The organism is Streptomyces sp. NPDC045021 (genome assembly GCF_056432645.1).
In genome coordinates this window covers 1-25,536 of the sequence record NZ_JBWKIQ010000020.1, presented here as the reverse complement: position 1 = coordinate 25,536, position 25,536 = coordinate 1, and the positions used below count along the sequence as shown (strand labels likewise).

Sequence of the window (25,536 nt, the reverse complement as noted above, 5' to 3'; positions counted from 1 at the left end):
GCCCCGGCTCCGGTGCGGGGGTGGACCCGTTGGCGGCTGCGGGCGGGCGGGCGCGGCCTCCGGGAGCCCTGTCGTTCAGAACGTCGTTCAGAACACCCACCGCGTGTGGCTGTAGACCCCGTTGTCCCGGCCGAAGCCGTACGCGGTGGCCGGGGCCACCGCGAAAACCACTGCGTCCCCTGTGCGGAACGCATCCCCGATCCCGTGGAAGGGGCCCTTAGGTGAGGTGATGTGTGGCCCGTACTTCGCCTCGTACGCCGCGATCACTTCCTCCAGCATCGCCGGATCAGTGACCGGCTGCGCCGTGCCCTCGATCACGAGGTCGAGCCCTTCGGTGAGGGAGTTCCCCCCGGTGGTCAGCGCGCAGTGAGCGTCATGAGCGAGGTTCTTTGCCTTCTGCTCTCCCGGGCCGGTGGAGAAGTACAGCACTCCGTCGTGCCAGGCGGCGATCACGGGTGTGACGTGCAGGCGGCCGTCGGACCGCACCGTGGACACCCAGAAGATCTCGGCGGCCTTCAGTTGCCCTTGAGCCTGGGCCCATTCGGTGGCGGTGACGCCCGCGGCACCTGGGCGGGGATGGAGCGCGGAGCTGTAGCGGGCGTCGAGTTCAGCGGTGGGTTGCATTGCGGGTTCCTGTGCCGGCATGGCGGGTCTCCTTTTCGTCTCTGTCCTAACGACTGACAGCCCGCACGGAAATCATCGCCCGCTCCTGCGCGTTCTTTTGCCTCTCCGCCCAGATCGTCGCTCGCTTCTGCCTGCCCCCCGAGAGCTGCTATGACAGCGAGCGAGCCGAGGGCAAGAGCCGCAAGCAGGCGATCCTTGCTCTCGACTGCTGGTCGTATCTGGTGACGGCTCGCAGGCGCGTCAGTTTGTTGATTGCCCGTTCGGCGGTGTCGCGCTTGTTGCAGTGCTCCGCATGGAGGAATGAGACGGGCGGCCGCCATTCCTGCCGCGCAGGGGGCCTGCCGTGTGTTGCGGCCAACCTGAGATCGCGGGCAACGCAACGTCCGCGCGGTAGAGCGGGTTGCGGTTCACCGGGTGAGCAGGTCGGCGATCTGGTGCGTGTTCCAGTGTCCTGCGGCGCCTGGGCAGGCCTGCAAGTAGGCGGAGATGGCGGGCACGTCCCAGGCTCCGGCCTCCAGGAGCCCGCGGGCCAGGTGCCGCAGGTAGGCGGGGGAGGGCGGCGTCCATTCGGCTTCGCCCACCGGCCAGGGGGCTGTGAACGTGAGCAAGGGAAGGTCGTCGAGTGCTCCGGGGCATACCAGCGTCTCGTAGCGGCCGTGCCCCAGCGCGGCCACGCCGCAGCGCAGGACCTCGGCCAGGTCGAGGTCGACTCCCGGTTCCCGGTACATCTCCTGCGCGGCGATGTCGGAGAACTGCTCGGCGGTCACCAGGTGGGCGCGCGCGTACACGCGCCCGGTTGCGTGCGGATCGTAGAAGGCCCGGCCGCCGGACCACACCGGCGACTCGGTGGCGAAGTACAGCGCGCCGCACAGTTCCACAGGAACGCTGAGCGCCGGCGGCCGGCTGTCTCGGCAGCCGGGGTAGCTGCGCGATGCCCCGGGAGGCTGCCCGCCGCCGAGGTAGTACATCAGGCGGTTCATGTGCATGTTGGAGCCGTAGGAGGCGTACCAGACCTGCGTGGGTACGGCGCCTTCGGGCCGAACCGGCTGCAGCGGTCGTACCGTGGTCACGTCAGCCCCCTCGAGAGGACTGGCCTACTCCCCGGCTGTACGACCGTGCCGTGCGGCGATCGCCACTGCCGCGAACCTGTGCGCAGCCCTGCTGCCGGACCGCGGCGCCGCGTGCGCCTCGGCGGTGGCGGCTCTGGCTCGAAAGTCACATCAACCGCCTCAGGATGCACACACGCCAGATGTTCGGCCTCACCGGACTCCCGCCGCTGCGCAAGCGGGTCCTGCTCGCAGGAGCCCACTCTATGACTCTGCTTGATGGCTCTGCGATGACCGCCGCCGGCTCGGCTGACGTCTCCCGGTGCAACTGCCCATCAGAGCGTGCAGCCGGTGGGGGGTGGCGAAGGCGGTCCAGGGGGGGTGTTCACTCGGTGGAGGCGCGCTGGGTGGGTGACCGGTTCGCCGGTTCGGGGTGAGGACCGCTATGTGTGGCACAGCCAGGTAGTGCATGTCCGGCTGCGGCACTCGTGCCGTGGTTCGATGCTGGATGTGATCGCGTCGACGAAGCACAGGCGGTCGGCAGGGAGGGTGATAGGCGGCGGTGATGGTGGTGGGTGGTGGTGTGCGGCCTGGCAGACTCAATGGCATGTCCGAGCAGCTTCCCGGCAACGCAGCGCCGAACGATCCCATGCGCGAGTACGTGACGCTCTATCCCGAGGTCGTCCAGGCGGGGTCCTTGCAGAACGCGCTGCAGACGGGTGGCCGATCGTGCGGGCCACGGGCTTGCGGTTGAGCTGACGTCCTCACCGGGCAGCAACGCTCATGACTTGTGGATCGGTCTCGGGTTGGACGCGGAAGGGGTACCTTCCCGAGTGATCGACTTCTGGTCATCGAGCGGGTCGACGTTGCGCCGTCGGCCGGGAAGGCACGCCCGTGCTGAGCGAGTTGGCTGAACAGCGTGACGAGAACGGGCGTCGGCTCGTGGTCCGTATCGGGTACCACCAGCCCGGGAAGGTCACCACCGCGGCCGGGGTGGTCGCGGTAAAGGCACCGTGGGGCAACGACAAACGTGTCGACGAGGTGAGCGGCGAGCGCGACTTTCGCCACCGTCCGGCTGCGGACCAAGGTCACCCGGGGCGTCGGCAGCGCAGCCGCCGCCCTGGTCTTCAAGCTCGTCGAGTCCGCCCAGCGGCGGTGGCGGGCCGTGAGCGCACCCCACCTCGTCGCCCTGGTCCGTGCCGGAGCCCGCTTCGAGCGCGGCCACCTCGTCGAACGCTCCGAGAGCCACGCGGCCTTAACGACCGCAAATGATCCACAGGTCATGGCGCCTACCCCCTCAGGAGACCCGGCAGCAGGGGCGGCGTGTCGGGCCGATGAGTTTGCCGGTTGCCTGAAGTCTTCCTTGTGACAGGCCCGCCCCGTCGGCGGATCAGGAAACGCCGGATCCCGGTGTCATGGAGGAGAGAGGGAGGCCAGGATGCACAATCCGATTCGGCTGTACATGTCGATGTCGCTCGACGGCTATATCGCCGGCCCGGACGATCGGCCAGGTCAGGAGCTCGGGCGCGATGGTGGGCGGCTCTTCAACTGGCTCGACGACCGGGAGTCCGACGGTCCGAGCGGCCAGGTCTTCCGCGAAGCGCTGGCGACCGGCGCGGTGATCTCCGGCCGTCGGACTTTCGAACTCGCCGGGCGCTGGCAGGGCGACCACCACGACGGCGTGCCGATCTTCGTCCTCACCCACCAGGTGGATGACGGGGACGTGCCACCCGGCCACGCGCGTTTCGTCACCGATGTCGAGGACTGCGCCCGTCAGGCTCGCGCAGCCGCGGGGGACCGGCCGGTCATGGTCCATGGGGCGGGGGCGGCCCAAGCACTTCTCCGATCCGGGCAGGTGGACGAGATGGAGATCCACCTGATTCCGGTCCTCCTCGGGGACGGCCGGCGGCTGTTCGAGCGCCTGGGTAGTGATCACATCGAACTCGACCTCGTCCGACGGCTCGAGGATCGAGATGTCACGCACCTCCGCTACCGGGTGCGTCGACCCGAGGAGGCCGCGTGAAGACGCTCTTCGTCTCCTACCGAGTCACCGACCTGGACCGCTCGCTCGGTTTCTACACCGCCTTGGGCTACGTCGAACTGGGCAGGGTCGAGGTCGGCGACGGGGCTCGCCTGGTGATCCTCAAGTTCCCCGACGAGCCGGCGGCCTCGCTCGAGCTGGTCCACCGCCCCGGCGGCGGACCGGTCGACGTGGGCAGCGGTTTCGACCACCTCGCGATCCAGGTGGAAACGCTCGCCACCACCCTGGAGACGCTGACCGAAGCCGGCCTGGGGCCCGAACCCCTCCAGTACCCTGGCGGCCCTCACGGCCCGAAGACGTCGTGGCTCACGGACCCGGATGGTTACCGGATCGAGTTGGTGGAGTGGCCGTCCGGACATCCCGACGGCATCACCGCAGCAGACTTCGCCTGAGGCGGCCACGGTCTGTGGAGTGACGAAGCTCCCCCTCGACGCGACCGCGGCGCAACGCGCAGCGTCATCCCCGCCCCATCCACAGGTCTTGGCGATTACTCGGTGGCGGCCAGGAGCGAGGGATCATCCCTTCGGGCTCAGGAGCGGGGCTGCATGTACTCAAAGACAGAGCCGTCCGGGTGGCGGGCGACGATCCTGGTGCCGTTGGGTACTTCGTTGGGTGCTTCGAGGATCTCGGCGCCGGCCTTGGCGAGGGCTTCGAGAACGGGCGTCAGGGATTCGACGATGACTGTCGCATTCTGCGAGACGTACTTCTCCAGCGGGCCGGAGTAGAGCAGGAAGGGTCCTACCAGTGCCACCTCCAGTTCACGGTAGGGGAAGCGGCGGACTTCCACGTCCCCGGCCAGGTCCTGGTAGAGAGGGATCGCGTTTTCGAGGTTCTCTACTTCGACGTTCGCGACTATTGCTCGGATGTTGCTGCTCACGGGGATCTTCCTTGCTCAGTTGGCGGTGAGGGCGGGGTGGTCGGTGTAGCCCTCGGTGTGACCGGCGTAGTAGGTGTCCCGGTCGCCCTCGGCCAGCGGGTGGCTCTGCGCGAAGCGCTCGACCTGGTCGAGGTTGGCGATGAAGGGGGCGCCGAAGGAGGCCGCGTTGACGTCCACGTCGGGAATGCTGGTCGTAAGCGATGGCGCGCGCGACGCTTTCCTTCCGAGAATTATTGATGACGGGCGTCATTAGAACTGTTGCTATGATGAAAGACATCATTAAAAAGGTCAAGTCGAGAGCGACGCGAGAGGACGGCCATGCCGCGGATCACCAAGGAGGACAAGGCCCGCAACCGGCACAACATCCTCGAAGCGGCGGGCCGCATGTTTCGCTCGCAGGGCATAGACGCGGTCGGCATCGCCGAGTTGATGAAAGAAGCCGGACTCACCCACGGCGGCTTCTACAACCACTTCGCCTCCAAGAACGACCTGGTCGTGGAGGTGTGCCGCGACTCCTTCGCCGCCTCGCTCGGGGGCCTGGCCCGGACGATCGAGGACGGTCCGGGCCAGGCCGGCTCTCCCCTGGAGCGGGTCGTAGCCGGCTACCTGTCCACCACGCACCGTGACGCTCCGGACGGCGGCTGCCCCTCGGCCTCCCTGGTCACCGACGCCGGACGGCACAGCGAAGCCGTGCAGGGCGCGTACGCCGAAGGCGTCGAGGGTTACCTCACCGGCTTCGCGGCCGAGTTCGTGCACGAAGCCGAGGAAACGGGTCACGAGCTCGACCCGACCGAGGCCCGCTACCGGGCCATCCGCCTGCTCAGCGAAATGGTCGGCGCGCTGACGCTCGCCCGCGCCGTACGCCACGTCGAGCCCGAGCTCTCCGACGAGATTCTGCATGCCGGCCGCAGCTACGCCCTCGACTGATGCGACTTCGGGCGAGAACGTACGGCGCCCGGAGTGTGTGCGCGGCCCTCTCGGGTCGCGCTGTCGGTGCTGACGGGGCGTCTACCGCCCTTCATCGGCGGGCGCGCCATGCCAACGCCACTTCGTCAGTCGTGGATGACCCGGGATTTCCGCACGGCCGGTAGCCCACAGCAGGGTGGGCCAGCGCTCAGTGTTTGTCGGAGCATGAGGGAAGAGCCGGGTCAGCACCCGGTGGCACAGGTCAGCATCCGGCATCCAGTCGATGCCGAGGCCCTCGGCGATGTCGTGCATGTGCACCAACGTCTCAACGACCCCCATGGCGGCGAAGCCCTCGGGGTCGGCTACGCCGAAGACATGGTGCGACCTCACCGTCGGCGGAGTGGTCCGCACGATGGCCGTCAGCAAGGCGCCGCTGGCTTCCAGCACCTGCAACAAGCCGGCCGTACCGGCGTCACGGTCCGCGAAGATGACGTTCGCCGGGCCGCCCGGCTTCTTTCGACCCCAGACGAACGGGATATGTGTGTCCCGCGGCGGGCTCTCGGGGCCCAGTTGGGCAGCGTAGGAGAACAGATCGTCGGCGAGGTGCTCGACGGTCTCCCAGCAGTTCCACTCCAAGGAGCCAGCCTTGGCATCCCAGTCCGGCGTTTCCGCCCCGCGCAAGGTGGCCACCGCCAGGCGGACGGAGTACTCGACGTCGGCCGCGGTGACGGGATCGCTCGATCCGCCGTGTGTTTCAGGCATGGCGGGACCGTATCAATGATCACCTGGGATGAAGATCGCTTCGTCGGACTGCTGCACGGAGCGCCACATGTGTTGCACCCGCCACTGTCGCTCACACCGGCGCTGAGCTGCACAAAGTGGCCGCACTCGCCTCGCGCCACATCGTTGACATGACGGTGAAGTCGCCGGGCGACGTCACGGCAGCGGCCATCCCAGCCAGCAGCCGATTGCCCGCGATGGTGAGCGTGGCAGCCACACGAAGACTTTGCCTGGCATGGCCTGCACCGCATCGCAGACCTCGCCGACGCGCCGCTGCTCGCGAGCCAAGCTGCAGGTTCCAGGCGATCGCAGAGCCGCTCCTTGCCATCCGCCCCATCCCGTCATAGCCTTACGACCGTAAGCTAAACGATCGTAATTCAATGATCAAGGAGTCAGTGATGGCGACAGATCGGCCAGTAGCATTCGTGACGGGGGCATCATCGGGGATCGGCAACGCAACCGCTCGCGCCTTCGTGGCGGCTGGGTTCGAGGTGATCGGAACCGGACGGAACACCTCGGGACTCACCCCGCCCGCCGGTGTGACCTTCCTCGACCTCGACGTGACCAGTGATGAATCCGTCACCGCCGCCGTCCGGGAAGTGATCGAACGGTTCGGTCGGATCGACGTCCTCGTCAACAATGCCGGTCTCGGCTCGGCCGGCGCCGTCGAGGAGAATTCTGTCGCCCAGGCCCAGAGCCTCTTCGACCTCAACTTCTTCGGTCTCGTCCGCATGACGAAGGCCGTCCTGCCGCACATGCGCGCCCAGGGCCGTGGCCGCATCGTCAACCTCTCGTCCGTCCTCGGTGTCATCCCGCAGCCCTACATGGCCCTCTACGTTGCGGCGAAGCACGCCGTCGAGGGCTACTCCGAGTCCCTGGACCACGAGGTCCGCGAGCACGGCGTCCGCGTCCTGCTCGTCGAGCCCGGCTACACCCGGACCGCCTTCGACGCCAATGCCGCGCAGCCCGACACGCCGCTGCCGCTGTATGCGGAGCGACGGCGTGTCTTCGACGAGGTGGTCGCCGCGGCGATGGAGACCGGCGACGACCCTGCCGTCGTCGCCAAGGAGGTCGTCACGGCAGCCACCGCCCGAAGCCGAAGCTGCGCTACACCGCGGGCCCGCTCGCCTCACGCATCACCACCGCGCGTCGCCTCGTCCCGGCCGGGATCTTCGACAAGCAGATCCGCAGATTCAACCGGATGCCCGGCTGACGTCGCACCCCGCCCACGATCCGCACTGCGCGCGAGAGGCGCGCTCAGCTTTGACCTGACCCGGAGCATCACCATGGGAATCAGTAGGGAAGCACAGCAGTTCGCGCAGTTCCTCGAGAGCGTGCGTGCGAAGGCGTCGACGCCCGGCCTCGATCTGGCCGTCGTCCGCGACATCGTCGACGCACACGCTTCGGCGTCGACCGAGCCGGAAGGCGTCACCTATGCCGGCGTGGACGCCGACGGCGTCCCCGCCCTGTGGGCCATCCCCGAGGGTGCCGACCCCGACAGGGCGCTGCTCCACTTCCACTTCGGCGGGTCGGTCGCCGCCTCGATCGCATCGGACCGCAAGGCCGCCGGCCACATCGCCACGGCGGCCGGGCCGGCCGCAGAGCAGGCGTGCCGGTGCTCCCAGACGCCGCCGGCACACCATTGGAGTACGTACGCAATCCAATACGATGGCGAAGCCACCGGGGGGCAAATGACCCTTCCGGCCCACAGAGGAGCGAGCGCGTGGTGCGTTACGGGAAAGAGCACAAGCAGGCGACGAGGCAGCGGATCATCGAGACCGCCGGCCGCCGGTTCAAGCGGGACGGTATCGACGCCTCGGGCATCTCGACGCTGATGGCGGACGCCGGACTGACCAACGGCGCCTTCTACGCCCACTTCGCATCCAAGGACGACCTCGTGGCCACGGCGGTCGCGGACCAGTTGCGCACGCAGTACGCGAACGTCATCGAGCAGGCGGCCCCCGGCATCGCCGGACTCGAGCAGATCGTTCGGTGGTATCTGTCGCCCCAGCACCGCGACAGTCCCAACGACGGCTGCCCCTCCGCGGCCCTTCTCGATGAGATCGGGCGCTGCGCGGACCAGACCAAGCAGGCGTACACCGACGGCGTGCTCGCTGTCATCGACGGTATCGCCGCTCACCTGGCGCCAGCCGATCCGCGCTCGGTGCACACGAAGACCCTCAGCGTCTACGCCATGATGGTCGGGACGCTGCAGCTCTCCCGCGCCCTCGCCGACCGGCGACTCTCCGACGAACTCCTCGAAGAGGGCATCCGCAACGCCCTCACTCTGCTCGGCGTACAGGAGTCCCGCTGACGCGCCGCAGCACCACGCGGCAGCCTCGACGAGTCGCTCCGGCGGGGCCTTCTTGCTCTCGGCGGCGAGGTGACATCGGCGGTCAGGAGTGGGGCTGTGCTTCGAGGAAGGCGAGAACTCTGGCCACGAACTCGTCGTGGAACTGGAAGATCCCGCCGTGTCCGGCGTCGGGGTAGAGGGGGACGAGTTCGCCCCGGGGTTCCTCGGCCTCCCGATTGCGGGTGCAGTGTGCGGAGTCGACGGCCCCATGCTTCGACAGCGCTTGCGACGTGGTGATGGGAAGCCGGGATCACCGTTGCCCGGGGCCTGCCGGTCGCGTGGAGACGGGGACCGGATTCAGCCTCACACCATCGCGACGACGACCTTGCCGGCCTTGGCGCGGCCCCGCTCGGCGTACTCCAGGGCTTCACGGGTCTGGTCGAAGGGGAAGACGCGGTCGACGACGGGGCGAATGTCTCCGGCGTCGATGAGATGGGTGAGTTCGCGCAGCTGGTCGCCGTCGGCCTTCATGAACAGGAACGAGTAGGTGACGCCCTGGCGCATGGCGCGGCGGCGGGTCCGGAAGCTCAGCGCGTTCATCGCCAGTCGCAGGACCGGGTTCGCGCCGAGTTCTCGGGCGAAGGCCGCGTCGGGCGGCCCGGCGATGCTGATGACCTTCCCGCCGGGCTTGAGGACCCGCAGTGATTTTTCGAGGGCCTTGCCGCCGAGGGTGTCCAGGACGACGTCGTAGCCGTCCAGGACGCCCTCGAAATCCTGGGTGCGGTAGTCGATGACGATGTCCGCGCCGAGTTCCTTGGCCAGGTCGGCGTTGGCCGCGCTCGCGGTGGTGGCTACGTGTGCGCCCAGGTGCCTGGCGAGCTGGAGGGCGATGGTGCCCACTCCGCCGGAGCCCGCGTGAATCAGGACTTTCTGGCCCGGCTGGACCTGCGCTCTCTCGACCAGCGCCTGCCAGGCGGTGAGGGCGACCAGCGGGAGGGAGGCGGCCTGCGCCATGGTGAGGGCGGCGGGTTTGAGAGCCAGGTCGTCCTGGTGGACGGCGATGAGTTCAGCGAAGGTGCCGATGCGGTCCTTGTCAGGCCGGGCGTAGACCTCGTCGCCCACCGCGAACCGGGTGACGGCCGAGCCGACCTGGACCACGACGCCGGCGAGGTCGTTGCCCAGGATGAGAGGGAGGCGGTACGGCAGGATCGTCTTGAACGCGCCGTCGCGGATCTTGAAGTCCAGCGGGTTGACGCTCGCCGCATGGATCTTGACCAGGACGTCGTCGGGGCCCGGCTCCGGATCGGGCATCTCGGCAGCGCGCACCGCGGACCGGCCACCGTACTTGTCGATCAGAAAGGTCTTCATCGCCGTCTCCGTGTCTCTCACCCGCACAGGGACGGGATCTCCGCTCGCTCCGGGCATGCCCCGTTACGAGTCACTTTCTGGCATTCACTGCTGGTTCGTGACGCCCCACGCCGATGCGGCGGGACGCGCCTCACACCGCGTTCGGCGACGCGGCCAGGCTCCGCTTCACGTACCGGGTGGTCTCGTCTGCGAGGATCTCGGGCACGCCCGTCTCGATGCCGGAAAGGGCTTGCGCGGCGACCTCGGCGGGGTCGGCCTTCTGATCGGCGGGAACGCCGGCGGCCATGTCGGTGTCCATGTACCCGACGTGCAGCGCCGTCACGGTGATGCCGCGGGGCGCCAGTTCTTCCCGGGCCGCGCCGGTCAGCGCCCATGCCGCGGCCTTCGCCGCGGCGTAAGCGCCGAGACTCGCCGGATGCAGCCAGGACAGGACCGACAGAACGTTGAGCACGGCGCCACCGCCGTTGGACTCGATGACCGGGGCAAAGGCCCGTGTCACGGCGAGCGGGCCGAAGAAGTTCACCTCCATCTCCAGGCGTACCGCTTCCTGGCTGCCCGCGATCAAGGGCGTGCCGGTGGAGATGCCGGCGTTGTTGACCAGCAGCGTCGCGTCGGAGGCGGCGCGCGCCACCTCCCGGATCGAGTCCGCGTCCGTCACGTCGAGCCGCAGCGGGATGACGCCCGGAAGGTCCACGGTTTCGGGGCGCCGGCCCGCCCCGTACACCTTGGCCCCGCGCTCCACGAGCTGGGCGGCCAGATGCCGCCCGAGCCCCCGGTTGGCGCCGGTGACCACCGCGACCGCGTCCTTCAGTTCCATGAGCACTCCCAGCGTTGCGGACGGCAGCGACCGCGCGCAATAGATTACATTCAACATCTAAATCTCAGTCTAGAATAGATTTGACTCGACATCCAAACGGGAGGGTGGCCGATGGGCCGCGTATCGCAGGCACAGGCACAGGAGAACCGCCGACGGGTCGTGGAAACCGCCTCCCGGCTGCTCCGGGAACAGGGGATCCATATCAGCGTCGCCGACCTCATGAAGGCGGTCGGCCTGACCCACGGCGGCTTCTACAAGCAGTTCGCCTCCAAGGAGGAGCTCGTCGACGAAGCCACCGCCCACGCGTTCGCCGAACTCACCCGGCACCACAGGGCCGGGCTCGAACAGCACTCCGGACGGCGCGACGCCGCCCAGCGGGCAGCGATCGACGCCTACCTCTCCGTCGAGCACCGCGACAGCCCGGCCGACGGGTGCCCCGTCGCAGCGCTCGCCACTGACGTCACCCGGGGCGGCGTGGGCGAGCAGGCCCGCCGTGTCTACACCCAGGGCGTCGGCGACTTCGCCGACTGGCTCGCCACCGACGACCAGGACGGCATCAGCCGGCTGTGCACCATGCTCGGCGCACTCGTCCTGTCCCGGGCGACCAAGGGCTCACCGCTCTCCGAGGAGATCCTCACCACCGCACGCGAGGCGTTGACGGCCACGGATTGACCGGAATCTGACTCGCACATGGTCAATCCCCGAAGGACTTGCGACGCAGACCACTTGGCGACGTTGCACCGAGCTGCTCCAGGCGCCGCTCACCCTGCCCGTCCATCAGCCCGGTCCAGATCGTGTCCTGGCGCTGCCGTGGCAGCCATTGCCTCGCGCGTCCCTGGCTGGGATGGCGAGGCGTACCTCAAAAACCGGCGAGCCGACCGCTAGCGAACGGCCGACACCTCAGATACTCGGCCGCGACCAGCGCGACCACCCCGAGCACCGGTCACGCCACCCCTTTGAACCGTGACGTCAAGGTGGCGGAGTCTCAATGAGGCAGGCGGTCCCAGAACGAGCAGTGGTGTGCGGAATCCGCATCGACGGGGTGGATTCCGTCTGGTCCGGGAGCCAACGACTGCACCGACTGCGCGAGGGGTGACGAAGGGCGGAGGACAGGCCAGAACGGCGCGTCGGGAGAGTTCGGGTTGCCGGTGTGCGCGAAGTTCGTCCAGTAGTCGACTATCCGGTCCGACAATGCGCGCTGGGCGTCGGTCAGCGCTCGCTCGGTGGGGAAGGAGGAGAACAGGAACGGCATCTCGAAGCCGTGCGCCGCACCGTAGGGGAAGCCAGGGTTCGCCGGCAGACCGGTGAGGGCAGGAGCGTCCGGATCGCTGAACTCGTACCCGTAGAGGGGCAGGCCGGGGGCATGAGCGGCGATTGCCCGGTCGGCTGCCAGTGTGGTGCATGTGAGGGATCGATCGGTCAGCACCGCGGCCCAGGCCAGTGCGGGCGTGGGGTGGTGTGCTGCCGGATACTGCGCCTCGACGGCCGGGGCTGCAAGTCCGAAGGCGTCCACCAGACGGGCGCGATAGTCGTCCTCGGTGCGGATCGGGAACGCGGCGAGCGACAGACCGACGAACATCCGCATCTCATCGTGGTTCGTGCCCTGGATGACCGGCACGCGGTGGAAGTGCCCCGACGCCAACGCCTGGTCCGGCGCCAGCGGCAGCAGCGTATTGCCGAAGGCGGGACGGTTGAAGGACTGCATCAGCTGCGCGGTGGCGAGGCGATCCGTGCTCTGCCCGCGCAGGCACGCCAGTACCTCGTCTCCGCCGCCCGCTGTGCAGCCCAGTTGCCGGGCGGCTTCCGCACCGGCCGTCTGGACTTCGCGCTGTGAGGCGAACGGCTCGTATGCCGGTATTCCGCGTCCCAGAGCACCGCGTGGGAAGGACATGAGGCAGGAACCGCTCTGGAGCACGGCCCGCTGGAAGAGCCCGACGGCCGTCGGCGAGGTGAGGTGTGCACAGATGCTGAGGGCGCCTGCGGACTCACCGAACAGCGTCACACTGCCCGGATCACCGCCGAAGCGCTCCGCGTTCGCCCGCACCCAGCGCAGGGCGGCCTGTTGGTCCGCCAGGCCGAACGGTGGGGCGGAGCCCAACCCGGGGTGGCCGAAGTAACCGAAGATCCCCAACCGGTAGTTGACCGTGACGACTACCGTGTCACCCCGGACCGCCAGTTGCTCGGCGCTGTAGTCACTGCCGGCACCGCCCAGGAACGCACCGCCGTGCATCCACACCAGCACGGGCTGCTTCTGTCCGGCCGGCTTCGGCGTCGGCATCGTGACGTTGAGGTAGAGGCAGTCCTCCGACCCGAGGACCGCGCCCGCACCGGGTGTTGGCATCTGTACGCAGCGTTGAGCCGCTGTCGTCGCATCCCGGACACCGTGCCAGGTGGCGGCGGGGACTGGGGCGCGCCAGCGTAGCGGTCCGGTCGGCGGCGCAGCGTAGGGGACGCCGCTGAAGGTGGTGTACGAGCCGTGTGACACGCCGCGTATCAGGCCGTGGTCGGTCCGTACGACGGTACCGCTCTGCCTCGCGGAGTGCGGGGTATCGGGTTGTGCGCCGGTCGCCGGTACAGCGGTGGCGGCGAGTAGGGCCACCGCGCAGAGCAAGGGAAAGAGCACCGCACGGATCCGGTCTCTTCGGCATGGACGCGGTGCTGTCATGGTCGGGGACATACGTACCCACCGTTCTTGGTCGGACGGGATCGGACGGGATCGGACGAGGCCGCGCGAGGCCGGTCGGGCCGGAACGCGGCCTGAGCGGTGGGGAGGGGTGCGGACCGACGCGGTCAGTGCTCAATACGCTAGGACCTCCCGCGCGCTGGAGGTTCAAGAGACTGTGACGCACGACACGTGGAGCATCGGTGAACTCGCGGCTGGAACGGGGGTCCCGGTGAAGACCCTCCGCTACTACTCCGACAGCGGTCTGCTGCCCGTGGCCGGCCGTAGCACCGGTGGTCATCGGCGCTACGGTCCTGAGGCGTGGGAGCGGATCCGTCTCATCAGACGCCTACGGGCGCTGGACACTCCGATCGCGACCATCACGCAGGTGGTCACCGGTGAGTGCTCCCTCGGCGAACTGGTGGCAACCGAGCTCGAAGTGGTGCAGGAACGACTGACCGAACTGCGGTGGCGCCAGGCCACACTCAAGTCCCTGGACAACTGCCCGAGCGAGGAACGGCTCCGGCGTCTGGAGATCCTCTCTCGCGTGCAGCGGCTCCCGCAGGCGCATCGCACCCTCACTGATCATTGGTATCGCGAGCTGTCCGCGGCCATGCCCAAGCGCCGGCTCGACATCATGATCGCCATGCTGTCACCCGGCCCGCCGCAGGACCCGGATCCCACCACGGCCCTGGCCTACGCCGAGCTTCATCTGCTGATCTCCACGCCCAGTTTCACCCGCTGGACCCAGGACCACGACGAAGAGATGAGGGACGGCCCGGCCTTCTACGGGGAGATCGACGATGCTGCCGTTCTGACGGCCGCCGCTGTGGCCCAGGGTCTGCCGCCCAGCGCCGGGGATGCGGTGAACGCCTTCGTATCCGCCCACGCACGAGCCCGGCGGGAGTCGGACACCCCCGCTTTCCGCGCTTACCTGCATGGGCTGGTGTCGAGGTCATCCGGCTTCGACCCCCGCCTGGAACGCTATTGGGGCCTGGTCGGCACCGTCACCGGCGGGGGCGTGTTGAACATGACGGTGGCTCACAGATGGCTGACCGACGGACTGGCGATCTCGATAGCCGACAGCGCACCTCCGACTTCGAGGGGCCGGACCTCCAAGAGAGCTACGACCGAGCACGGAAGCGGGGTGAAGCAGCACTGAACGGCGCCCCTCGATGCCATCGGACCCACGCGGTCCGCCGTAGGCGACCCGGACCAGACGCACGCTGTACTCGCACAGCAGCGGCCGGATGTGCCGCCGGCAATCGGCCCAGGGCGTCCTCCCATTCATACGTCCTCCAGGGCTCTGACCGCGTAGGTTCGCCAGATTGGTCGGTCTAACCTGGCTCAATGACGCAGCAAGCGAGCACGGTGGTGCTGATGTGCGGTCTTCCCGGAGCGGGCAAGACCACCTACGCGATGGAGCTGGTGCGGCGCGGTTTCGCCCGGCTGTCGATCGACGAAGTGGTCTGGCAACGACTCGGGCAGCGCGACGCCGGCCTGGTGCTGGGAGCTGAGGCGTTCGACCGGCTCAAGGAAGAGGTCCGCCGCGAGCAACGGCAGGAACTGGTCGAGCTGATGCTGGCCGCGCGCGACGTGGTGGTGGACTACAGCTTCTGGAGTCGCGCCGCCCGCGACGACTACAAGGCGCTGATCGAAAGCCACGGTTGCCACTGGGAACTGGTCCACCTCAAGGCTGACCGGACGACGCTGGAGCGCCGCCTCGAAGTACGGAGCGGAGTAGAAGGTGCCAACGCCGTCACCGTGGCTGAGACGCTGTTCAACCGCTACCTGGCCAACTTCGAGGAACCGAACGGAGAGGGTGAGCAGGTCGTCATGCAGTCCTCGACTTGAGGATCTGAAACCCTTCGGCGGGGAGGGGACACCCGCCCGATGCCCTTCTCGCTGCGGATGCGAGCGCGCTCCTTCCGCTGGGCGGCGAGGACGTCGAGGTGGCGTGCGCTCTTGTTGTCCTCAGTCGAGACAGAACTCGTTGCCCTCGATGTCCTGCATCGCGAGGCACGACTCATTGTCGTCATCCGCGGTCAGTAGTTGCACGCGTACCGCGCCGAGCGGGACCAGTCGTGCGCACTCGGCCTCGAGTGCGGCCACGCGCTCTTCACCCACGAGCCCGGTGCCGACCCGCACGTCAAGATGCACCCGATTCTTGACGACTTTGCCTTCGGGAACGCGCTGGAAGTACATGCGCGGGCCCACACCTGAGGGATCCATGCAGACGAACGCTGCACCCTGACGCTCAGGCGGCAGCGACCGATTGAAATCGTCCCAAGTAGCAAACCCCTCCGGTGGCGGCGGTACGACGTACCCCAGCACCTCGCACCAGAAACGAGCGACGCGTTCAGGTTCCGCGCAGTCGAAGGTGACTTGGAACTGCCTGACCGATGACATCGGTCCATCATAGAGGCGGGGTCGTTCGTCGTCTCCACGGGTCCGTCCCTGGCTGGGTGGTGGTGTGTGCGCCGACTCATGGCGATGAGTGGGACCTTGAGTCGTGAGATGACGATTCGGACAGCCTCAATGCCCACTGGTTCGGGAGTCCAGTGAGCCTGAACAGACGACGCGGGTTGAGACGTGAGGGAATGAAGGGCCTCCTCGGGTCCGGACGGGCCCGGCGGTAGTCGCGCTGTGCGTCCCAACCCGCGCCCCCGTCTGCCGAGGCATCACGGTCAGGGCGGGCGCCTCAGCAAATGCCACCGCAGTCAATGGGATGCGTTACGCCGGCGGCACTGTACGTCACCGGCGGCCTCGTGCTCGCCGTCGAAGTGACCGCGGACCGGACGGTGACGACCCACTCAGAGGTCCTGAAACGGCGCGGTGATCGCTACCATTCCTGGACCTGGTGGGTCGGTCGGCGAGGGCACCAGGCACACTGCTGGGTACGCAGTCTCACCACCAAGAGGATCACGCATGATCACGCTCACGAAGGAAGACGGCCCGGCGGATCTGGACGGGGTGACCCACCTGTCCATCGGGGTGTCCTGGGATCCCACGGTCGGAAGCAGCGGGGGACTGATCGGGAAGCTCCGTCAGAAGACCGGGACCGACCTTGACCTGATTGCCATCGCCATGCAGGGGGCGGAACCGGTGCGGCTGGCCGGTCTGGACTCCCTTGATCCGTTGGGCAACGGATCGTTGGTGCACAGTGGGGACAATCAGACCGGTCACGGGGACGGCGACGACGAGACGGTGACCGTCGACTTCGCCCGGGTGCCGACCAACATCACCTCCATCGTGTTCGTTGCCGCCGCGTACAAGAAGCACAGCGCCTTCCAGAAGGCGCGGAACATCAGCTTCAAGGTGTACGACGCGACAGGCGGCAGCACCCAGCAGGTCGCCGACATCTGGCCGAGCCTGCTCACCAACGACAACGGGTGCGCCGTGGCCAAGGCGATCCGGAACGGTGCGGGCTGGAAGCTCCAGGTAATAAACGAGACCGGGAAGATCAAGCAGGGCGACGAGCAGGCCCTGATGCGCTTCGCCATGAGCAAGTAAGAGAAGTTCGGGCAGGCCCGGGGCTCGCGGATGCGATGAAGCAATTCCGCGGGCGTCCGTGCCGTGGCTGCCCGCCCCGACCCTGCCCTGACTACCACCCGTTCCTGATGGTGCTCCTGCTGATGGGCCCGGCGCTCTTCATTCTCATCGCGCGGCTGACCTACGTGCCGTACCAGCACCCGGCCCTCGTCAAACCGTTCATGACGGCGTGTGCCGGGGGCGCCATCGTGGTCACGGTCTTCCCGTAGGGCTTCATCCGTTGGTGAACGCCCGCCAGTGCTGGCTGGGTGCTGCACCGCGCAGCACCCAGGCAGTGCGGCGGTGCTCACTTTGCGACCCGGAGCATCGGTGGCAGGGAAGGACAGGGCAGATTTGCCGGCCCGGTGTCCACAGCCGCACGCATCGGCCTGACGTGTGACGGTGCGGCCACATCGATCGACCGGCCCCGCAGCACGATCAGAACGCGCTCGGCCGCCCGGTTCTCGCCGACTGGATCATCCTTGGCCATCCACGGATGCGGCCGGCGCCACTCACCCCGCCAGCTCCGCCATCCACGGATGCCCGGGGTGCACGCGGTCCAGCCACCCGCCAAGGGCATCCCGCCGCGCCCGGCCCAGCAGCGGCAGCACCTGGTCGAAATCCGCCTGATCCTTGGGCCGCACCGCCTTGGCTTTAAAGAGCAGCACCAACTCCGGCACCAGGTATGGGACCCCGTCGACCGTCCGCTCAATGATCGCGTCGTACGGCAGCCGCAGCCCCTCGTCCCGCCGGCAGATCCACGTACCGCCCTCATGTGGCTCGCGGAAGACATCAAACAGGAACTGACCACTCACCGGATCCCGCAGCCAGGTCTGGTACGTGGCCGCCAGCGCCTCAGCACCCGCCCCCGCCCAGACCCGTCCCGAACCCACCGCGTCAAATACGCACTCGGGGAAGCGCTCCCGGATCTCCGGGAACCCCGCCGCAGGCACCGCAATCTCCAGATCGCCGTGCGGCCGCGACTGCCCCCCGCAGAACAGATCCAGCGCCCACCCCGCCGCAATGCACCAGGGTGCATCGACCCCGCCCAACCGCTCCGCGACTTGTTCCGGACGCCAGGCATCCGCCCAGCGGGCCTCCAGTTCGTCCACATCCAGCAGAGCGCCACCGGGCGGCAAGGATTCGGTCATCGAATCTCCTTCGTGGAAACCCCGTGCTTCAGCCCGGGGAGGAAACGAAGCTCCTGTGGAGCAGGACAGGAGGAGCCGGTTCGCACCCTGGGCGCAGCGGCGTTGTCAGTGAGGGTCGGTAGGTTGGTCGCATGCATCTGCGGTACTCCTTCCGTAGTGAGCCGACGCCGGTCCAGCGCATCGCGTTGGCTCGTACGTTCGGCTGCGCGAGGGCGGTCTACAACGATGCTCTGGCTGCTCGGAAGGCGGCCTACGCGGCGGACCGGTCGAAGATCGCGACGGTGTTCCGGCTCGTACGTGATGCGCAATGCCTGGTCTGGCGTCATCGCGTTGGACTGTCACACTCTGTTCAGCGAGGACGGCCGCCAGCGCCTCCTGTGGTTCACGGCCCCACCCGGTACTCAGGGCGCCGCTCAACCTGAGCTGCTCGGCGTCATCGGCACGCAGGAGATGGCGGCTGAGGGCGCCTCCCGTACCAAAGGCGGGTACCCACGCCGGCTGACAGCGGGACAGGCCCGCAACCGCCCGGGCGGCATGCCCCCGCCGCCTCTCGCGGCCATCACCAACGACGCCACAGCACAGCAGATCACGAGGACTAGTGTGCTGCACCTCCCCGACGTCTCACGGACAATCACGGACCGCTCCCAGACGGGCTCCGCCTCCCGCAGTTCGACCTGAAGATCCTCCACCTGCGGCGCCGATCAGCACGCTCCCTCTCCTCCAACAACCCCATCGCTGACGGCACCCGGCACCTCAACAGCAGCGACGACACGACACGTCATCTCTGACGCCGAAACATTAGTCCCACGCCTGACCAGCAGACATGCGGCGATCTTGCTCGGAGACAACGGCTTCTTAAGGATCTTTACGAGAGCATCACAAAGCATGCAGAAGGTCTACCTGAGCTGCTGCTACCTTCGGACGCCTCGTCCAAGGACGGGCGCACCACTGCCGACGCGTCAGAGAGACTGTCCATGGACTACTGCCACACGTGCCAGCGGACCCTGAACGGGGCCCTGGCCTGCCCGGGTTGCGGCGTTTACGGGCCGGGCACGGGCCTGGTGGCGGCCGGCCCGGACTCACGCACCACGGGGACGTACGCCCCTCTGCCTTATGCCGACGCCGGAACGGGTGGAGGCACGGACGGGGGCTTCGCGGCCGACGACCCGGTGTTGGGCCCCGCATCGCTCGCGCCCACCTTGCACAGCGGTCGCGCCGCACGGCGGCGGCAGATGAACCGGTGGAAGAAGAGCCGGCGTCGTGCCGGAGTCGCAACAGCAGTCGCGCTCTTCGGCGGCGGTGTTGCGGCGCTGGCGATGAATTCCCCCTCGGGCAGGAACACCACCGCATCCACCGCTACGACCGACGACATGGCGCCCGTACCACTGACCTCCCACGTCAGCTCGGACTCGGTCACTGCTCTGCCTTCGACGGATGGGACCACCGGCAATCAGGGCCCACACGCTCCGGTGACGCACGCAGTCGCACTAGCGCCGGGCACCGGTGTGCATACCTTGTCTGTGCCCTCCGGGCAGGTCGTCAAGGGTGCCGACGACAGTGGCAGCTCCGCCACGGTCACGAACCTGCACGCCCCGACCGCCGGCGCGGACGGCAGTCACCCCGCGCCCGGTGGGACCTCGCAGAGCACCGGCAGCCCCGCACCCGGCACCGGCTCGAGTCCGGGCACGAACGCCGGTGGGGGAACCACCTCGACGACCCCGCCGCCGACCACCGCGCCGTCTGCACCGGCACCGACGACAACTTCGCCCCCGCAGCACCTCTGCCTTCTCGTGATCTGCGTCGGTTGACGTCGGCCCCAAGCACGTCTGCGGCGCAGCGGCGGGCCTACGGGCGCCCGGGCGCGGAGCGATGGCGACGCGATCGTGATCGGTCTGCAAACGCAAGGAGCAGTTCGCCGATCTCGATTTGATGGCTGCCTGTGCGCGAGGACGCCACTTCGGCCTGGGCGCAGTGGTCGGGGCGCACTATCGATGTCTACTTCGTGCTGGGCGCGGTCGTGCTCGCCATGGCGCTCGACCCATACGGTCAACTACCGCGCTCGGCGAGAGGGTCGTCATGCCTGGGAATCGACTGTCTACATCTCCCGAGTGACCTCGACCCAGGACTCCCACTGGCCGCTGACGGTGTGAGGGGGTCTTCGGCGAGGTGGACGACATTGGTAGGCGCTGCGGTGGCCGTCACCCGGTCGATCGGGCGCACTCGGGCTGCGGCCCGCTTCTCGGCATGGCGCTGAGACGTGAGCCTGGGGCGCAGTTCGGACTGCGATGTTCCGCCCATCGGGCGTACCGGTCCTGGCGCGCGGCGGTTGCGGCGACGGTCGGCGTGGGGATCCGCCACGTTGAGGCGTGTCACTGCGGCGCGTACGGCGATCTGGCGGCGCGTCTGTGGCTGGTGCGCGCCGTGTTCGGCCAGGACGGGGCCCGCACGCTGACCAGTTGCGGTGGAGTTTCCAGGCATGGAGCGGGGCGTCCTTCGGCCGCGTGGGGGCATCGCGCGGCGCATCAGGAGCTGAGGGCGCGGGGCCATCCGTCGTCCGTGGGTGGTGCCAACAGTGTGGCTTGGTCGTTGTGCTGGCCGGCGGTTGCGGCGGGATGCGCACTGGCCCTCGATGGTGGAGGCCCGCAGGTTGTACGACAGGCACCAGGCCGTGCGGCCTTGGAAGGCCACCAAGGGGACTGTCCATGCAGGGTGTCCGTGGTGGTTGACCAGCGGTTCAGGTTCCTTCGTCCGGAGATCTTGAACAATCGTCGGCAGGTTGATCTGGAGGTTGGTTCGTCGGCCGGTTCCGGGGTGGGTCAGCCCATGGTGGCGTCGAGGAGCTTGCGTGCAGCCTCGGTGCGGGTGGCTGCGCCTAGTTTGGCGAGGATCCTTGATACGTGTACACCGGCGGTGTTGCCGCTGATGAACAGCTCGGTGGCGATCTGCCGGTTGCTCTTGCCTTCGGCGACCAGGTGCAGCACTTGCATCTCTCGGACGGTCAGACCAGGCAGGCCCGGGGCGCGCTTGGGCGTGTGGGGGGCCGGCGGTTCGGCAGGGGGCGTGCATCGCGACAACTCGTACGGTTGGCCGAGCGCGCGCCAGCCCCGGGCGGCCTGGTCCAGATCGCCGCCGGCCATGGCCCGGTAGGCCTCGTCGACCGGGCCGACGACGGGAAGGCTCGGCAGCTCGCCCGGGGGCGCGGCGGCGAGCAGTGCCCACGCCTCGTGCGGGTGCGCGGCCAGCTCTGCGGACTGCAGGCCGTGGTCGGTTCCGGAGTCGAGCCGGACCTGCAGGGTGCGCAGCCTGATGCGGTAGGGCCGGCCCCAGGGCTCGTCGCCGAGCAGTTGTGCCGCGCTGTCGGCCGCGGCCCGGGCGCCGGCTCTCTCGCCCTGCGCCAGGTGAATCTCGCCGCGGGCGATGAGCAGCGCCGCGTGGCTGAGCTGGGGCAGTTCGCTCTCGCCCAATGTCTCGTCGATGAGGTCGAGCGCCTCAGCACCGCGGCCCAGTGCCGTCAGGGCCTGCACCCATTTGACCATCAGAATCGGTGCGTGCTTGGTGTACTGGAATGACTCGTGCGCGGCCTTGAGGCCCACCGTAATGACCTCGATCGCCTCGGCGTAGGCACCCATGGCCACGCACAGGGCCGACTCCCAGGTTGCGACGTCGATGGTCGTCCGCGGATCCGCAAGGGCGCGGGCTGCGGCGAAGTGGTGGCGGGCGGTCTGGGGATCGGCGGCGGCCAGGCCGAGGTAGGCGTGGGCGTGCGCCATGAGAGCGGCGTCGCCCAGCTGCTCGGCGATCTCCAGCGCGGCCTGCGCGTGGCGTTCGCCCTGGACACGATCGCCGGTGAACGCACTGCTGATGGCCAGATCGGCCAGGACCTGGCCGCGTAGCAGCGACGGCTCGGGCAGCAGTTCCAGCGCGGTGAGCAGGTCGTCGCGGCCACCGCCGCGGCCCAGGTTTCTCAGCCGCGCCCGCTGATGGAACCGGCGCGGGTGCGGGGCGATGGCCAGCGCTTCGGCGCACCAGCGCAGGCCCGACTCGACCGCGCTGGTGGCCAGGCTGGCCTCGGTCGCGTGGTCGAGCACGGTGAGTCGCTCGAGCCCCGGCGGGCCCTCCACGGTGTCCCACAGCTGCAGGACTCGTTCCAGTAAGTGCAGCCGCTCCGGCTCGGCGCCGGAGAGTTTGGCCTGTCCGGCGGCCTCCCAGGCCGCGGTGAGTGCGAGAGCGTGGTCGCCGGCGGCATGCGCGTGCGCCGCCAGCTGGGCGGCGCGCTGCGGCATCGCCGACAGCGCAGCGGCGAAGCGGGCGTGCAGGACGGTGCGCTCCACCGGTAGCAGCCGGTCGTAGAGGGCCTGGCGGATCAGCGCGTGCCGGAAGCAGTAGCCGATGTCGGTCGCCAGCAGGACGTGCTGGTCGACGAGGTGGCGCAGCGCCTGGTGCAGTTGCGGCTCGGGCAGATCGCAAACAGCGGACAGCACCTGGTGTTCCACATCGGCTCCGGCGACCGAGGCGACGTTCAGGACCTGGCCGGTGTCCGCGGTCATCTCGGGCAGCCCGGCCAGCAGCAGTTCGTGCAGCTCGGCAGGGGGATCCTGCGGTGAGTCGCTGAGCGCCTCGATGAACAGCGGGTTGCCGTGGCTGCGGGCGAACACGCGGGTGACGAGGGAGGGTTCCGGCTCGCGGCTCAGCAGGGCGGCCAGCTGACGGCCGGTTTCGTGCCGGGTCAGCGGCGCGGGCGTGACCCGCCGGACGACGGGCAGCCGCGCCAGCTCGGCCACCAGCCGGCGCAGCGGCCCGCTCGGCGCCCGATGGGTGCCGACCAGGAAGACGCCGCTGTGGGCGAGGTTGGCCACCAGGAAGGTGAGCAACTGCAAGCTGGACCTGTCCGCCCAGTGCAGATCCTCCAGGACCAGGATCAGCGGCCGGGCCTGCGCGGAGCGTTCCAGGACCGTCAGGACCTCCCCGAAGTCGCCCGGTACGGCGGACAGGTGACGCAGCGGGGACAGGAACGGGGCGAACGACAGCCCGTCGTTGCCGAACTCCAAGCAGCGGCCGGTCAGCACCAGCGGTGTGGACCCCAGCCGGGAGATGAACTCCTGCACCAGCCGGGACTTGCCGATCCCGGCCTCCCCGCAGACCAGCACGGTGGTGATGCTCTCGTCCTGGTAGGCGGCCCGCAGCGCGGCCAGTTCAGCGCTGCGGCCGATGAAGGTGCTGCTGCTCGTAAAGAGGCCCATGAACAGGAAAGATAACAAGATCTCGTGATGCGGGGCCCAGCTCTTTACCGGCAGCATTGAAGGCATGACGAACGAGATCAAGCCCTTCCGCATCGAGATCCCGCAGGCCGACCTCGACGACCTGCAGGCCAGGCTCCGCCGTACCCGCTGGAGCGATGAGCTGCCCGGCGCAGGTTGGGAGCGCGGCGTCCCGGCCGGCTACCTCAAGGACCTGGCCGCCTACTGGGGCGAGGAGTTCGACTGGCGCGCCACTGAGGCCGAGCTCAACGGCCACCCGCAGTTCACCACCGTCATCGACGGGCAGAACGTGCACTTCCTGCACGTTCGCTCCGAGCGGCAGGACGCCACTGCGCTGCTGCTGATCCACGGCTGGCCGTGCTCGGTCGTCGACTTCCTCGACATGATCGAACCCCTGACCGCGCCCCAGGCCGGCGAGCCGGCCTTCCACCTGGTCATCCCGTCCGTGCCTGGCTTCGGCTTCTCCGGGCCCGTCACCGAGACCGGCTGGAACGACACGCGAATCGCCTCGGCCTTCGCCGAGCTCATGGCCCGGCTGGGATATCAGCGCTACGGCGTGCAGGGCGGCGACATCGGCGCGTTCATCGGCCCGGCGCTGGGACGAGTCGATGCCGAGCACGTCATCGGCGTGCACGCCAATGCACTGGTCACCTTCCCCACCGGCGACCCGGCCGACATGGCCGCGCTGACCGAGACCGAGCAGCTGCGGTTCAAGGCGATGAAGAACTTCCAGGACGACATGTCCGCCTACATGCAGCTCCAGGGAACCCGGCCCAACACGCTGGCCCACGCCCTCGCGGATTCACCCGCCGGCCAGCTCGCCTGGATCGCGGAGAAGTACAAGGAGTGGACCGACCCGGCCAAGGACCTGCCCGAGGACGCGGTGGACCGCGACCGGCTGCTCGCTACCGTCAGCATCTACTGGTTCACCGACACCGCTCGCAGCGTGGCCAACTCCTACTACGAGCGCTTCCACGACGCGAGCATGTGGGCGCCCAAGCCCCCCGCCACCGTGCCCACCGGCGTTGCGGTCTTCGCCGCCGGCGACTACGCCATCCGCCGCTTCGCCGAGAAGGCCCACCACATCACCCACTGGTCAGAGTTCTACCGCGGCGGTCACTTCCCCGCCCTGGAAGCCCCTGACCTCCTCATCGGGGACATCCGCGAGTTCTTCGCCGCACTCGCCCGGTAACACCCACGGCGTGTGCCGTACAAGACCTCCTGACCTCCTTGTACGGCACACAGCTGCGACTCCGCCAAACCGGTCTCCGCTGACCGGCCGGCCGGGCCGCCCATCCACGGTTGCTCACCAAGGCGCGGATGTGCTCAGCTTGCCGTTCAACCTCCGCCGCGAGTCGGGTCCGTTTCGTCGTTCGGGAGAGGGGTGACGTGACCGGTCCAGGTCCAGGGCTCCTGGCGGGGATCCCAGTTCACTTCCACCCTGGTGTCGTGGAAGTCGCGTGCGAGTTCCTTCAGCATCGTGGCGGCAGCGGTCAGCGCCGCCTGCGGGTCGAGCAACTCGTCGCTGAGGCATCCGCAGAGCATGCCTCCTTCCACGGTGATGATGCTGTGGCGCCAGCCGTCCGGCGTCGCCAGCAGGACGATCCCCTTGGGCAGACCGAAGGGAGGCGGCCGCTTCTCCATCCGTCGTCTCGCCACGCAGCCATCCAACACGGCAGGGCACAGACCCTTGGTGTCGGGCTCCGACTCAGGTGCCGCGGTGGGGTTGGGTGCCCGCCTTGTGGTGGGGGGTCGCCGGTAGGGCTGGCGGCGACGAGTTCGAGGCCGAGGTCGGGGCGTGTTGCGCGCCGTTGGTTCTTTGATCCGGGGGTCCGGGGCCTCAGGTGCTGGCGAGGGCAGTCGAGCATGGAGGTTCCGTGATGGGGATTCTTGAAAGCGCCGCTGTCGCTCTTCGCCTCACTTTGTTGTCGCTTGAGTGGTGTGAGGAAGGTGGAGAGCCGAGAGCATGGGTGGGCCCCGCCGTCAGGTCGGCGGGGCCCGGTGATCGTGAACCTCAGTTGGTGGTCAGCTGGTCAGCCCGGACTTCGAACTCGACGCATCCTTCTAGCGATTCGAGCCCCCAAGTTGCAGGGCCCCGGGGAGAGTCGCGTTCGTCCGTTTGATCACGGGATTCCGTGCAGGGTGAGGGCGGCTTCGGGGTGGGTGTGGGCACGTCGGCCGC

Annotated in this window: 24 protein-coding genes and 6 pseudogenes; 17 read left to right on the top strand and 13 right to left on the bottom strand. The window is 68.5% G+C overall.

What is annotated here, in order from left to right; translation table 11 throughout:
• Window positions 1–87: 87 nt before the first annotated feature.
• Window positions 88–645 (bottom strand): pyridoxamine 5'-phosphate oxidase family protein, encoded by a 558-nt coding sequence (locus AC07DC_RS38075; RefSeq protein WP_478919324.1) that lies wholly within the window; start codon window positions 643–645, stop codon window positions 88–90.
• 386 nt (window positions 646–1,031) lie between these two features.
• Window positions 1,032–1,694: a histone deacetylase gene (locus AC07DC_RS38070; protein WP_478919323.1), complete on the bottom strand. Its 663-nt coding sequence runs from the start codon at window positions 1,692–1,694 to the stop codon at window positions 1,032–1,034.
• Between the two features lie 583 nt (window positions 1,695–2,277).
• Between AC07DC_RS38070 and AC07DC_RS38065 the strand changes: the two genes are divergently transcribed.
• The 5 genes and pseudogenes from AC07DC_RS38065 (at window position 2,278) to AC07DC_RS38045 (ending at window position 4,103) form a co-directional block, all read left to right on the top strand.
• The gene (locus tag AC07DC_RS38065; RefSeq protein ID WP_478919322.1) at window positions 2,278–2,424 is read left to right on the top strand and encodes a hypothetical protein; all 147 of its coding nucleotides are present in this window, start codon (window positions 2,278–2,280) and stop codon (window positions 2,422–2,424) included.
• A 155-nt stretch (window positions 2,425–2,579) separates the two neighbouring features.
• Window positions 2,580–2,726, top strand: a pseudogene (locus AC07DC_RS38060) (IS256 family transposase); the annotation flags it as partial.
• Window positions 2,725–3,039 (top strand): annotated as a pseudogene (locus AC07DC_RS38055) (hypothetical protein); the annotation flags it as partial. The pseudogenes AC07DC_RS38060 and AC07DC_RS38055, both read left to right, overlap by 2 nt.
• A 69-nt stretch (window positions 3,040–3,108) precedes the next feature.
• Entirely contained in the window at window positions 3,109–3,693 is a 585-nt protein-coding gene (locus AC07DC_RS38050; RefSeq protein ID WP_478919320.1) for a dihydrofolate reductase family protein, read from the top strand.
• Window positions 3,690–4,103: a VOC family protein gene (locus tag AC07DC_RS38045; protein ID WP_478919319.1), complete on the top strand. Its 414-nt coding sequence runs from the start codon at window positions 3,690–3,692 to the stop codon at window positions 4,101–4,103. The genes AC07DC_RS38050 and AC07DC_RS38045 overlap by 4 nt, the downstream gene beginning before the upstream one ends.
• Window positions 4,104–4,240: 137 nt before the next feature.
• Here the strand turns inward: AC07DC_RS38045 and AC07DC_RS38040 are convergent, their stop codons facing one another.
• Complete coding sequence (locus tag AC07DC_RS38040; protein ID WP_478919318.1) at window positions 4,241–4,588, bottom strand: VOC family protein; 348 nt, start codon at window positions 4,586–4,588, stop codon at window positions 4,241–4,243.
• 15 nt (window positions 4,589–4,603) lie between these two features.
• A complete protein-coding gene (locus AC07DC_RS38035; RefSeq protein ID WP_478919317.1) occupies window positions 4,604–4,765 on the bottom strand; it encodes a hypothetical protein in 162 nt (53 codons plus the stop codon).
• A 141-nt stretch (window positions 4,766–4,906) separates the two neighbouring features.
• Here AC07DC_RS38035 and AC07DC_RS38030 point away from each other — a divergent pair, with 141 nt between their 5' ends.
• Window positions 4,907–5,515 (top strand): TetR/AcrR family transcriptional regulator, encoded by a 609-nt coding sequence (locus AC07DC_RS38030; protein ID WP_478919316.1) that lies wholly within the window; start codon window positions 4,907–4,909, stop codon window positions 5,513–5,515.
• An 81-nt stretch (window positions 5,516–5,596) separates the two neighbouring features.
• Here AC07DC_RS38030 and AC07DC_RS38025 read toward each other — a convergent pair whose 3' ends face one another.
• A complete protein-coding gene (locus AC07DC_RS38025; RefSeq protein WP_478919315.1) occupies window positions 5,597–6,256 on the bottom strand; it encodes a hypothetical protein in 660 nt (219 codons plus the stop codon).
• A gap of 416 nt (window positions 6,257–6,672) precedes the next feature.
• Between AC07DC_RS38025 and AC07DC_RS38020 the strand changes: the two are divergent.
• Both AC07DC_RS38020 and AC07DC_RS38015 read left to right on the top strand, forming a co-directional pair.
• Window positions 6,673–7,487, top strand: a pseudogene (locus tag AC07DC_RS38020) (oxidoreductase).
• 510 nt (window positions 7,488–7,997) lie between these two features.
• Window positions 7,998–8,588 (top strand): TetR family transcriptional regulator, encoded by a 591-nt coding sequence (locus AC07DC_RS38015; RefSeq protein ID WP_478919314.1) that lies wholly within the window; start codon window positions 7,998–8,000, stop codon window positions 8,586–8,588.
• A 342-nt stretch (window positions 8,589–8,930) separates the two neighbouring features.
• Here AC07DC_RS38015 and AC07DC_RS38010 read toward each other — a convergent pair whose 3' ends face one another.
• Together AC07DC_RS38010 and AC07DC_RS38005 are read right to left on the bottom strand one after the other, a co-directional pair.
• On the bottom strand, window positions 8,931–9,935 hold the full coding sequence (locus tag AC07DC_RS38010; RefSeq protein ID WP_478919312.1) for an NADP-dependent oxidoreductase: 1,005 nt from the start codon (window positions 9,933–9,935) through the stop codon (window positions 8,931–8,933).
• Window positions 9,936–10,065: 130 nt separating this feature from the next.
• Window positions 10,066–10,752: an SDR family oxidoreductase gene (locus tag AC07DC_RS38005; protein WP_478919310.1), complete on the bottom strand. Its 687-nt coding sequence runs from the start codon at window positions 10,750–10,752 to the stop codon at window positions 10,066–10,068.
• 111 nt (window positions 10,753–10,863) lie between these two features.
• On the opposite strand from AC07DC_RS38005, the gene AC07DC_RS38000 reads away from it, so the two are divergent.
• A complete protein-coding gene (locus AC07DC_RS38000; protein WP_478919309.1) occupies window positions 10,864–11,424 on the top strand; it encodes a TetR/AcrR family transcriptional regulator in 561 nt (186 codons plus the stop codon).
• Between the two features lie 313 nt (window positions 11,425–11,737).
• Here AC07DC_RS38000 and AC07DC_RS37995 read toward each other — a convergent pair whose 3' ends face one another.
• Window positions 11,738–13,417 (bottom strand): carboxylesterase/lipase family protein, encoded by a 1,680-nt coding sequence (locus AC07DC_RS37995; protein ID WP_478919308.1) that lies wholly within the window; start codon window positions 13,415–13,417, stop codon window positions 11,738–11,740.
• 175 nt (window positions 13,418–13,592) lie between these two features.
• On the opposite strand from AC07DC_RS37995, the gene AC07DC_RS37990 reads away from it, so the two are divergent.
• On the top strand, window positions 13,593–14,576 hold the full coding sequence (locus tag AC07DC_RS37990; RefSeq protein ID WP_478919307.1) for a MerR family transcriptional regulator: 984 nt from the start codon (window positions 13,593–13,595) through the stop codon (window positions 14,574–14,576).
• 188 nt (window positions 14,577–14,764) lie between these two features.
• Window positions 14,765–15,268 (top strand): P-loop nucleotide/nucleoside kinase family protein, encoded by a 504-nt coding sequence (locus AC07DC_RS37985; protein ID WP_478919306.1) that lies wholly within the window; start codon window positions 14,765–14,767, stop codon window positions 15,266–15,268.
• A gap of 38 nt (window positions 15,269–15,306) precedes the next feature.
• Here the strand turns inward: AC07DC_RS37985 and AC07DC_RS37980 are convergent.
• Together AC07DC_RS37980 and AC07DC_RS37975 are read right to left on the bottom strand one after the other, a co-directional pair.
• Window positions 15,307–15,384, bottom strand: a pseudogene (locus tag AC07DC_RS37980) (integrase); the annotation flags it as partial.
• A 4-nt stretch (window positions 15,385–15,388) separates the two neighbouring features.
• Entirely contained in the window at window positions 15,389–15,823 is a 435-nt protein-coding gene (locus AC07DC_RS37975; RefSeq protein ID WP_478919305.1) for a VOC family protein, read from the bottom strand.
• A gap of 519 nt (window positions 15,824–16,342) precedes the next feature.
• Between AC07DC_RS37975 and AC07DC_RS37970 the strand changes: the two genes are divergently transcribed.
• Both AC07DC_RS37970 and AC07DC_RS37965 read left to right on the top strand, forming a co-directional pair.
• On the top strand, window positions 16,343–16,927 hold the full coding sequence (locus AC07DC_RS37970) for a TerD family protein (RefSeq protein ID WP_478919303.1): 585 nt from the start codon (window positions 16,343–16,345) through the stop codon (window positions 16,925–16,927).
• 107 nt (window positions 16,928–17,034) lie between these two features.
• On the top strand, window positions 17,035–17,175 hold the full coding sequence (locus AC07DC_RS37965; protein ID WP_478919302.1) for a hypothetical protein: 141 nt from the start codon (window positions 17,035–17,037) through the stop codon (window positions 17,173–17,175).
• Window positions 17,176–17,457: 282 nt separating this feature from the next.
• Here the strand turns inward: AC07DC_RS37965 and AC07DC_RS37960 are convergent, their stop codons facing one another.
• The gene (locus tag AC07DC_RS37960; RefSeq protein WP_478919301.1) at window positions 17,458–18,096 is read right to left on the bottom strand and encodes a nucleotidyltransferase domain-containing protein; all 639 of its coding nucleotides are present in this window, start codon (window positions 18,094–18,096) and stop codon (window positions 17,458–17,460) included.
• 131 nt (window positions 18,097–18,227) lie between these two features.
• Between AC07DC_RS37960 and AC07DC_RS37955 the strand changes: the two are divergent.
• The 3 genes and pseudogenes from AC07DC_RS37955 to AC07DC_RS37945 all read left to right on the top strand — a co-directional run.
• Window positions 18,228–18,347: pseudogene (locus tag AC07DC_RS37955) on the top strand (helix-turn-helix domain-containing protein); the annotation flags it as partial.
• A 67-nt stretch (window positions 18,348–18,414) separates the two neighbouring features.
• Window positions 18,415–18,576: pseudogene (locus AC07DC_RS37950) on the top strand (transcriptional regulator); the annotation flags it as partial.
• A 494-nt stretch (window positions 18,577–19,070) separates the two neighbouring features.
• Window positions 19,071–19,904, top strand: a complete 834-nt coding sequence (locus tag AC07DC_RS37945; protein ID WP_478919300.1) for an SCO2400 family protein — start codon at window positions 19,071–19,073, stop codon at window positions 19,902–19,904.
• A 1,008-nt stretch (window positions 19,905–20,912) separates the two neighbouring features.
• Here AC07DC_RS37945 and AC07DC_RS37940 read toward each other — a convergent pair.
• The gene (locus AC07DC_RS37940; RefSeq protein WP_478919299.1) at window positions 20,913–23,336 is read right to left on the bottom strand and encodes an ATP-binding protein; all 2,424 of its coding nucleotides are present in this window, start codon (window positions 23,334–23,336) and stop codon (window positions 20,913–20,915) included.
• Between the two features lie 64 nt (window positions 23,337–23,400).
• Here AC07DC_RS37940 and AC07DC_RS37935 point away from each other — a divergent pair, with 64 nt between their 5' ends.
• Window positions 23,401–24,546 (top strand): epoxide hydrolase family protein, encoded by a 1,146-nt coding sequence (locus AC07DC_RS37935; protein ID WP_478919298.1) that lies wholly within the window; start codon window positions 23,401–23,403, stop codon window positions 24,544–24,546.
• 146 nt (window positions 24,547–24,692) lie between these two features.
• Here the strand turns inward: AC07DC_RS37935 and AC07DC_RS37930 are convergent, their stop codons facing one another.
• The gene (locus tag AC07DC_RS37930; protein WP_478919296.1) at window positions 24,693–25,013 is read right to left on the bottom strand and encodes a hypothetical protein; all 321 of its coding nucleotides are present in this window, start codon (window positions 25,011–25,013) and stop codon (window positions 24,693–24,695) included.
• Window positions 25,014–25,536 lie beyond the last annotated feature (523 nt).